We start from the raw sequence: 9740 nt of genomic DNA on the forward strand, positions 1-9740 counted from the left end.
TATTAAATATATAAAAGTATTAATCACAAAAAGTCATCAAAGTTAAATGCAAAATGAATATATTAAAGTACAAGCTGAAATAAATTAATAGAACTATTGACTTAAATAAAAAAACCATTACAATAGTAATTAATGGAAGTAAATAGAAAAAGGAAAGGTGGATCCTATGAAAGACTTATTGCTCGAAAAAAAAGCCAGATTTACTATATATATTATAGCTTGCATGCTACCTATTATAGATTCATTACTAATGAATGTGTCCTTTGCATTGATAATAGGAAGTATAGAAAAAGGACAGATGGACTATTTTATTAAGGTACTGATTCTAGCCATATCCTTTGCTATTTTTGGTATATTGCTATTTATCCTTTCTAGATTTATGAGAATTAGTTTTATGAGGGACATCATATTGGAAGTTAGAGTTCGTGCCTTTGATAAAATCCTGAATTATTCCTATAAAGATTTTAACAAAAAATCAAAGGATGTATATATCTCTAATTTAATAAATGACATAAATATATTTGAAGAAAATTTTTTCTTTAAGCTAATAAATGTAATCTATTCAGGAGGGTTTTATATTGTATCCTTGATAATATTAGCCTTTATGGACTATAAATTTGCTTTAGGTATTTTCGCTGTTTCTATTTTAGTCTTTTTAATAAGCAAAACCTTTCAAAAGAGAACCGTTAGATTACAAGAAGAGGTTTCAAAAAACAATGAACAATTTACCACCAATATTTCTAACACCTTTAACGGTCTTGAAATATTAAAACTAAACAACATAGAAGATAAATTTTTAAACAATACTTTAAAAGCTGTTGATAGGGTAGAAAGAAAGAAACTACATTATACTGTATTTACTGAAGGACAAAGTAATTTTACCAACTTTTTAGGATTTTTAATAATTGTTGGTATTTTAGTCTATGCAATAAATGAGGTCTTAAATGGATATTCATTAACCAGAATGGTTCTAATTGTTCAATTATCAAATAGTTGTATATGGCCTATTGTTCGAATACTACCACTATTTAATGAGTTGAAAGCTTCCGCAACCATATATGATAAGATAACCAAATATGATGGAGAAACTATCCAAGATAACAATAGAGATAAGGAATTTAAGTTTAATTCAAATATTGAAGTAAAGGATTTAAAATTTGCCTATGAAGGGAAAGAAATTTTTAAAGGAGCTTCCTTTAACATTGAAAAAGGGAAAAAATACTTATTAAAGGGGCAAAGTGGTGCAGGAAAATCTACTTTAATAAATTTACTTTCCATGGCTAATGATGATTATGAAGGTACTATTAAATTAGATGGGGTAGATTATAAAGATATAAGAATCAAAAGTTTTAATGATAATATTTCCTTCGTATATCAGGATGTATTTCTTTTTGAAGACACAATTTATAATAATATTACTTTGTATAAAGATATTCCAGAAGAAAAGGTATTAAAAGCTTGCCAAGGTGCAGGTCTTATGGATTTAATAGAAGAAAAGGAATTAGGGCTTGAAGAGAGGCTTTTAGAAAATGGTAAAAATCTATCAGGAGGTCAAAGACAAAGGATATCCATTGGAAGAGCTTTAGTGAAGGATGCCAGTATATTATTTATCGATGAGGCTACCTCTAGTTTAAATGAGGAATTAGGTAGAATCATAGAAAACACTATATTATCCTTAGATAGTACAGTTATTGCAATTTCACATAGATACTATGAAGGAATAACAGAAAAATACGATTATGTGTTGGAAATAAAAAATGGTCTAGTAAATCAGTATAATAGTGAGGACTACTTTGGAAGGGAGGCCTTTGTAATATGAAAAAATCCATAGGTAAGGCATGGCCCTATTTAATATTGGTAATAATAATTGCTTTAGCAGCTGCTATTTTAGAAGGCTATCTATCTATTTCCATGATGAATGTCATCGATATAGCTGCTTCGGGTAATAAAGCCTTATTTAAGAAAGAATCCATTAAACTATTATTGTTGGCATTATCCTTATTGCCTGTTAGTGTATTATTGGCTTTTGGAAAGGGGCTTTATAAAAGAAAAGCTATAGTTTCAGCAAAAGTAAATTATGTTGATGGAGTGTTTAATAAGAATATCAACGAATTTCAAAAGGACAATAACGCAAAATATATATCCACCTTAACCAATGATGTAAATACAATAGAGACTAACTATATAAATGGTATATATGAAGTGGTTGTAGGAATAATATACTTTATTGTTGGAATTGCTGTTATCTTCTATGTTAGCCCTATGGCCTTGGCAATAGGCATAATAATAGGGGTAATTAGTACTATTATATCTATAGTACTAAACAAACCAATGCAGAAACACCAATCCCAAAGGTCTGAACTGTACGAAGGATATACAACCTATATAAAAGAAGTATTATCAGCTTTCCATATAATAAAATCAAATAATTTAAATGATAAGGTAAAAAAGGATTTTTATGATAGAAGTAATAGTATCCAACAAAAAGGATATTTAATAGATAAGATACACACTTATATCATTTCGGTACAAAATTTCACTATGATTATTTCCTTATTTGGTCTATTGGGGATAACATCCTATATGGCAATAAAAGGGAGTATAACTTTAGGTGGTGTAATACTGATAATAAATAATATGGAAAAGATTATGATGCCCATTATGAATTTAGGGGAATGGCTACCTAAAATTTTATCCACTAAGAAATTATTTAAAAAGATTGATGAAACTCTTGAAAACCAGGATAATTATGAAGAGACTATTGATTTAGACAGGTTTAAAGATTGTATTGAATTTAAGGATGTTTCCTTTGGATACGAAAATGGAAATGTATTAAATGGAGTTAATATTTCATTTAAAAAAGGTGGAAAATATTTGGTAATAGGACCCAGCGGTGGAGGAAAATCTACTTTACTAAAATTATTAAGAAAATACTTTCATCCAGATAATGGAGAAATATCAATCGATGGTAAAAACATTAGAGATGTAACCAAGGCCAGTTATTTTAAACATATATCCAATGTAGAACAACAGGTGTTTTTATTTGAAGACACTTTAAAAAACAATATTACATTATATAAGGATTATACTGAGGAAGAAATCAATACTGCAATTGAAAGAGCAGGACTATCAGATTTTGTGAAGTCTTTACCTCAAGGATTAGACACTATGATATATGACAATGGAAAAAATGTTTCTGGAGGAGAAAAGAGTAGGATAGCCATAGCTAGAGGATTATTGCAAAAAGCTGATATCATCTTTTTAGATGAAGCCTTTGCAAGTCTTGACTCAGAAATAGCTAAGGAAATAGAAAATACCATATTGAACTTGGAGAATATAACTGTTGTAAATGTAAGTCATGTAATATTTGAAGACTCAAAGTCCAAATATGATGATATATACTTAGTTAAAGACAAAGGAGTCAATCCTATATATTCATAATTTACTTGAATATAGATTTATTATATTATAAAATATATTGGATTAACATATAAAGTACTTATCATAGAATAGATGGAGGCAAGTAATATGAAAAATATAAGATTGACTGAAGGCAAAATAACCAGTACCTTGGTAAAGCTTGCCCTACCTATTATGGCTACATCTTTTGTGCAAATGGCCTATAATATGATGGATATGATATGGCTAGGTAGGGTAAGCACCAATGCAGTGGCAGCTTCCGGAACAGCTGGATTTTTTACTTGGTTTGGTACAGCTTTACTTATGGTACCAAAGATTGGAGCAGAAGTAGGCGTAGCCCAATCCTTTGGAAGAGATGATATGGAGTCTGCAAAAAAATATATAAAAAACACTCTGCAACTGGATATAATTATTGCACTTATATATTCGATTATCCTAATAGTCTTTAGGCATCAGATTATAGGATTTTTTAATTTAGGGGATAGGGAAGTTATTCAGATGGCTATAGACTATTTAGTAATAATTTCCTTTGGTTTAGTTTTTTATTTTTTAAATCCTGTTTTTTCTGGAATTTACAATGGTTCTGGGAATAGCTCTACTCCTTTTAAGATTAATGCCATAGGATTGGTAATCAATATGATATTAGACCCATTGATGATCATGGGGATTGGACCTTTTCCTGAAATGGGCATAAAAGGAGCCGCATTAGCCACAATAATTGCCCAGTTTACCGTTACTGTTACATTTATCTATAATAGTAAAAATAAATTCAACCTATTTAAAGGATTAAATATTTTCCAATTACCAGATAAAGAATATATTAAAACCATATTCAAATTAGGACTACCAGCTTCATTACAAACTGGATTGTTTGCATCTATAGCTATGGTAATTGCAAAGATAATTGCTCAATGGGGACCTACCCCAATTGCAGTGCAAAAGGTAGGCTCTCAAATTGAATCCATATCATGGATGACAGCAGGTGGATTTTCAACTGCCATATCAGCCTTTGTAGGTCAAAACTATGGTGCTGGGAAATGGGATAGAATAAAAGAAGGTTATAAAAAAGGATTGATGATTGTAGGGATTATTGGAATATTTGCTACCTGTTTATTGGTATTTGGAGCCAATCCTATATTTAGATTATTTATACCCCATGATAAGGAAGCCCTAGAAATAGGAATAACGTATCTTAGAATTCTAGGTATATCCCAGTTTTTCATGACCATTGAGATAGCCACCCAAGGGGCATTTAATGGAGTGGGGAAAACTATACCACCATCTTTGGTGGGAATAACCTTTAATGCTTTACGTATACCAGCTGCATTAATCCTTTCAAATTATCTAGGACTAAATGGAATATGGTGGAGTATCAGCATTAGTTCCGTTTTCAAAGGAATTGTTCTTACAACCTGGTATGTTTTATCACTTAGAAAGATTCCAGCCGTCAGTCATGAAGGGAGTGAAGACGAAAATGGTAGAATACAAGAAAGGGCATTTACAGATAATTAGTGATTTTGAAATAAGAACCTTGATGGAGGAAGGCCCAGATATAGATTTATTCATTCCCACAGATTTTAGGACCCTAAACCTTTATTTAGAAGGTATTCCTAATTATATGGACAATCGTATTCAGCTTAATGAAGTGAGAAATATTATCATAAGATTTTCCACAGAAGAAGATAATGATTATTGTACAGTTCATTTTTTAAGAAATATAGACCTTCAATCAGCTATAATGAACTTTGTATTCAACTATAAAAACCATTATATTAAACTCAAGAAAAAAGAATATAATGCAGAAATGCATATAATAAGTTCCCTTATCGGTGCCAGGCACCAACCTTAATGTCTGCCGTAACAAGGTGGAGGCATAAGTTAGGAGTGCCCGATAGGGCCGATAAAGGAACTTATTTGTAATATAATCGTAATATTTCTATTTAGAATAATATTTATCATTTACCCTATCCTGTAGATATACATTTGTATAATAGGTAGAAGTATTTTTATACAGTTTATATCCTTCATCAACACAATTAGAGCAAGCATCTCTTGGTATAGTTATGGTGAAAATATGGTATCCTTTGTCACTTCTTGAATCAATGGTATTGAAACCAGAGCATTTTTTACATACTTTAAAGTTTTGAACTTGATTTTCAAGTATTCCATCAGTATCATAATATATTTGCCTAGTTTTTCTAACATAATCTTTACCCTTAAACTCTTTTAATCCTAAGTCATCTTTATCCTTCCAACGTTTATATACTATTTCTGAAATCTGCTTTATATATTCTATAATATCCTTTGATTGTCTTAATCTATCCTTATCATAATCTGGTTCGTGAACCTTGGAATAATCAATACCTGCCATAGCTAGTATTATCCCTAGATTAATATAGGGTAAAGCTCCTTCAATGGAATAACCTCCTTCAAGGACTGCAATATCTGGATTTAGTCTATCATTTAACTTTGCATATCCTTGAGCTGTGAAATTCATATTGGTTATGGGGTCTGTATAATGATTATCCTGGCCTGCTGAATTTATTATTATATCTGGTTTATATTCATCTAAAACAGGCATTACTACATTATCCAATACGTATAAAAAACCTTCCTCCCCTGTGCCTGGTGGTAGAGGAATATTCACATTATATCCGTAGGCAGCTGGTCCTCCAAACTCCTCAATAAATCCTGTTCCGGGATAAAGGGTTCTTCCATCCTGATGGAAAGATATAAATAAAGTATCCTTATCATTCCAATAGATATCTTGGGTACCATCACCATGATGACAATCTGTATCCACTATGGCAACTCTTAAATTCCCATATTCCTGTCTGATTCTCTCTAGCATTACTGCTTCTACATTGACTATGCAAAATCCTCTATCTCCATAGACTACTCTATGGGCATGGTGGCCTGGTGGTCTAACTAAAGCAAAGGATTTATCAACTTCCTTTTCCATTACTGCCTGGAAGGCTTTAATAGCTCCACCAACGGAGATCAGGTGAGACTTAGTAACCCTAGATTTTACATCTGGTACAGCAAAATGTACTCTTTCAATATCCTTTTCTTCAGCAATAATTGGATTATAAAATTTAATTCCTTCAATATCTTCAATTCCTTCTTCAAATATTTGATCCTGAGTATATAAAAGCCTTTCTTCCCTTTCTGGATGGGTAGGGCTAATAGCCCAGTCAAAGGCAGGGAAAAATACAAGGCCTAATTTGTTTTTAGCTTTAATCATCTAATTCACCTCTTAATTCGTGGATTAGCCCTGGTTTTATTTGAGCTTTTATTCTAATGTTTTTTCCAGTAGTATAAAAGCCTCTTACCATATTGAAACTACTTTCCTCCACTATTTCAGCTTCTATTTCTTCTTCAGCAGCTCCTAAAGATAGAGCAGATTCTTTAATTAATTCTATTGCCCTTTTCCTTGCCTTATCAATAGTATAATTTCTACCTATATTTTCATATAGCTCTAATTCAGGTACAGAAAGGACACCTTGGGAAGTATTTGCCACCATATTTATCTCCGTGGTAGGTTTAGCAAGAGCTGACCCTACAGCATTGGCCACATGGTAATCTTTAGGATAATGGCAAGGTAGATCGAATTTCTTTTCAAGGACGGATGCCAATACATTAGCAGGACCACCGATTATATTTATCCGTTTTGGTTCAATTATCTTTCCATATAATAATTCTTTCACTGTATAAACAGGTTGACTATTAATTTCATATAGAAGTTCATCTACTTTATTTTTAATCATATCTCCCATGGTTTCAAGAATTAATTTTGCCATATCCTCTGCTGATAAATTCAATTCTTTTCCCAATATTGCCATGGCTTCATTAGCTCGATTCTTTTCTTCCTCCATCAATCCCAATACAATCATAGCATCCGTAGGAGTTGGCTTAGGCCCCCCAAAAGCATAAGGAACTCCTTCTCTCCTTGGACATATTTTTACCTTACCATTTTCAATGCTAATACTACTATCCCCACCTAAACCTATGGAAACACTATAAATAGCCCTTACCAAAGTATTATATTCCCCAATTTTAATCCCCAAGGGTTCAAATAGGGGAACCCCATCAGCAAGGAAGAATATATCAGTAGTAGTACCTCCCACATCCAATAAGATTGCATCTTCATCAGTAGGTAGCATAGCATTGATTCCCATAAAACTAGCAGCAGGACCAGATAGAATAGTTTCCACTGGCTTTTCTTCTGCAGTAGAGATATTCATAGTACCACCATCAGCTTTCAATATAAATATTGGTGCATCAATTCCTTCTCTTTCTAAGGATTTTTTGATATTCTTTGAAAAATCGTTGAAGGTATTATGTACAGCTGAATTTAAATAGGAAGTAAATACCCTGCGAGGGAAATTCAATTTACCTGACATAGTATGTCCCATGGTAATTTGGGAAAAATCTTTTCCTAAAATCTCCTTTATCTCCCTTTCAAACTTTGGATTTCTAGTAGAAAATTTAGTCACCACTGCAAAGGAATTGATATTCTTCTCTTTAAATAATTGAATAGCATTTTTTATCTCTGACGAATGAAAACCTTCAATTACTTTACCTCTATGGTCAATATATCCTGATATAAACACATTTTCATCACCGCAAGTTAAAAAATCGTAGGGCATACCTGGGCCAGGTTGAATAATCATTCCTACAGGAGAAGTCTTATTTTCTACTATAGCATTGGTGGATACAGTAGTACTTAAATTTATTCTATCTATTTTAGCCCTATCATATCCTGATAGAAGTTCTCCTAAAGTAGTCCAAATGGATTCAAATATATTTTCTCTATTAGTAGGTTTTTTTACCTTATTTATTACCTTACCACTCTCTATAATGACTCCATCTATATTGGTTCCGCCCATATCTAGACCAACAATCAATTTTAATCCTCCTTTTTTACTTATTTTAGTATCTAATAGTATTATATCCCTATTAGGGAGAGGGTATCAAGTTTTCACCTTTTTATGAATTTAGTATGAATAATATTTATTTAATTGCAAAGGTTAATTGTAGAATACAATTGGAGGTGATATTTTGCAAATTCAACTTACCCAAAAAGAAAGAATGCTCCTAGAAGATGGAAAGAAACAGGAAGACTTGTGTGTGAAAAAATATCAGAGCTATGCAAATCAAGTTCAAGATGTACAGCTAAAAAATCTATTGATGGAAATTGCCCAAGAAGAACAACATCATTATGATATGATTAACCAGATTCTTCAAGGCATGCAACCAGACATGGCTTATAAGCCAGGAAGTTACACTGCACAACCCAATCCTACTTTTCAAGGGCCTGGTGCAAATGATCAAACTCTACTAGAAGATTTACTATCAACTGAAAAATATGTATCTGGATTCTATGACACAGCAGTCTTTGAAGCAGCAGATCCTAATGTTCGTCAAGCTATTCAGCATATACAAAAAGATGAACAAAATCATGGAGAAAAATTATTTAATTACATGAATAGTCATGGAATGTATAGCATTAAATAAAACGACAGTGGGACAGCGGGGACGGTTCTCCCTGTCCCATTTTTTTATTTGGGACAAATAGAACCGTCCCCTATGTCCCACATCTTTTAATATTATCTTAAAGTAAGATAAATAAATTCATAGCTTTTAGGAATAAATCCTATAAAAATATTTTTAAATATATTGTAACGAATTTATATTTCGGGAGTTATATAAGTGAAGGGAGTGAAAAAGGCATGGACTTCGAGGAGGTATATTACTTATATTTTCGGGAGGTGTTTTTATATATAAGGTCTTTATCTGGCGATGAGAATATAGCAGAGGAAGTTACACAACAAACATTTTTCAAGGCATTGAAGGCTATTAATAGTTTTGATGGCTCCAAAGATATTCGGGCTTGGCTATTTACTATTGCAAAGAACACCTACTTTTCATATTACAAAAGAAATAAAAGGAACATTGGTTATGATTCACTTGATGATACACCTGATACGGGAGTAACTATAACAGAACATCTCTCCAATGAAGAATATGCCTTTATCATCCATCAGTTTCTTCACACTATGGAAGAACCTTATAAGGAAGTATTTTCCCTTCGAGTATTTGGTGAATTACCCTTTGAGAAAATAGGGAAGCTTTTTGGGAAAAGTTCTGGATGGGCAAGGGTGACTTATCATAGAGCAAGAATGAAGGTTATTGAGTATATGGAGGGGATGAATAATGAGAGAGATTAATTGCAATATAATTAAAGATATTTTACCTCTTTATGTTGATGGTGTTGTAAGTGATGATACTAAGGAAATGGTAGAAGAACATTTAGAGCA

The 9740-nt window shown here is 32.1% G+C and carries 9 protein-coding genes; 7 read left to right on the forward strand and 2 right to left on the reverse strand.

Annotated features, from left to right (window positions below):
• Positions 1-166 precede the first annotated feature (166 nt).
• The 4 genes from C3E90_RS00710 (at position 167) to C3E90_RS00725 (ending at position 5269) form a co-directional block, all read left to right on the forward strand.
• Positions 167-1819, forward strand: a complete 1653-nt coding sequence (locus tag C3E90_RS00710) for an ABC transporter ATP-binding protein (protein WP_236913629.1) — start codon at positions 167-169, stop codon at positions 1817-1819.
• Positions 1816-3441 (forward strand): ABC transporter ATP-binding protein, encoded by a 1626-nt coding sequence (locus C3E90_RS00715; protein WP_236913630.1) that lies wholly within the window; start codon positions 1816-1818, stop codon positions 3439-3441. Before C3E90_RS00710 ends, C3E90_RS00715 begins: the two co-directional genes overlap by 4 nt.
• A gap of 87 nt (positions 3442-3528) precedes the next feature.
• The gene (locus C3E90_RS00720; RefSeq protein ID WP_236913631.1) at positions 3529-4932 is read left to right on the forward strand and encodes an MATE family efflux transporter; all 1404 of its coding nucleotides are present in this window, start codon (positions 3529-3531) and stop codon (positions 4930-4932) included.
• Entirely contained in the window at positions 4895-5269 is a 375-nt protein-coding gene (locus C3E90_RS00725) for a hypothetical protein (RefSeq protein WP_236913632.1), read from the forward strand. Before C3E90_RS00720 ends, C3E90_RS00725 begins: the two co-directional genes overlap by 38 nt.
• Before the next feature lie 87 nt (positions 5270-5356).
• Here C3E90_RS00725 and C3E90_RS00730 read toward each other — a convergent pair whose 3' ends face one another.
• Both C3E90_RS00730 and C3E90_RS00735 read right to left on the reverse strand, forming a co-directional pair.
• Complete coding sequence (locus C3E90_RS00730) at positions 5357-6664, reverse strand: histone deacetylase family protein (protein WP_236913633.1); 1308 nt, start codon at positions 6662-6664, stop codon at positions 5357-5359.
• On the reverse strand, positions 6657-8327 hold the full coding sequence (locus C3E90_RS00735) for a hydantoinase/oxoprolinase family protein (protein ID WP_236913634.1): 1671 nt from the start codon (positions 8325-8327) through the stop codon (positions 6657-6659). The genes C3E90_RS00730 and C3E90_RS00735 overlap by 8 nt, the downstream gene beginning before the upstream one ends.
• Positions 8328-8481: 154 nt before the next feature.
• Between C3E90_RS00735 and C3E90_RS00740 the strand changes: the two genes are divergently transcribed.
• From C3E90_RS00740 to C3E90_RS00750, 3 genes are all read left to right on the forward strand, one after another.
• Complete coding sequence (locus C3E90_RS00740) at positions 8482-8937, forward strand: spore coat protein (protein ID WP_236913635.1); 456 nt, start codon at positions 8482-8484, stop codon at positions 8935-8937.
• 215 nt (positions 8938-9152) lie between these two features.
• Positions 9153-9650, forward strand: a complete 498-nt coding sequence (locus tag C3E90_RS00745; RefSeq protein WP_236913636.1) for an RNA polymerase sigma factor — start codon at positions 9153-9155, stop codon at positions 9648-9650.
• On the forward strand, positions 9637-9740 hold a 104-nt coding region (locus C3E90_RS00750), incomplete at its 3' end, for a zf-HC2 domain-containing protein (RefSeq protein WP_236913637.1). The genes C3E90_RS00745 and C3E90_RS00750, both read left to right, overlap by 14 nt.

Origin of the sequence: Clostridium sp. Cult2 (genome assembly GCF_021655075.1) — a bacterium.
GTDB lineage: Bacteria > Bacillota > Clostridia > Tissierellales > Tepidimicrobiaceae > Schnuerera.

Coding starts and splice junctions, on each gene's coding strand:
- C3E90_RS00730 (WP_236913633.1), bottom strand. CDS start 6,664: ATGATTAAAGCTAAAAACAAATTAGGCCTTGTATTTTTCCCTGCCTTT.
- C3E90_RS00720 (WP_236913631.1), top strand. CDS start 3,529: ATGAAAAATATAAGATTGACTGAAGGCAAAATAACCAGTACCTTGGTA.
- C3E90_RS00710 (WP_236913629.1), top strand. CDS start 167: ATGAAAGACTTATTGCTCGAAAAAAAAGCCAGATTTACTATATATATT.
- C3E90_RS00715 (WP_236913630.1), top strand. CDS start 1,816: ATGAAAAAATCCATAGGTAAGGCATGGCCCTATTTAATATTGGTAATA.
- C3E90_RS00725 (WP_236913632.1), top strand. CDS start 4,895: ATGGTAGAATACAAGAAAGGGCATTTACAGATAATTAGTGATTTTGAA.
- C3E90_RS00745 (WP_236913636.1), top strand. CDS start 9,153: ATGGACTTCGAGGAGGTATATTACTTATATTTTCGGGAGGTGTTTTTA.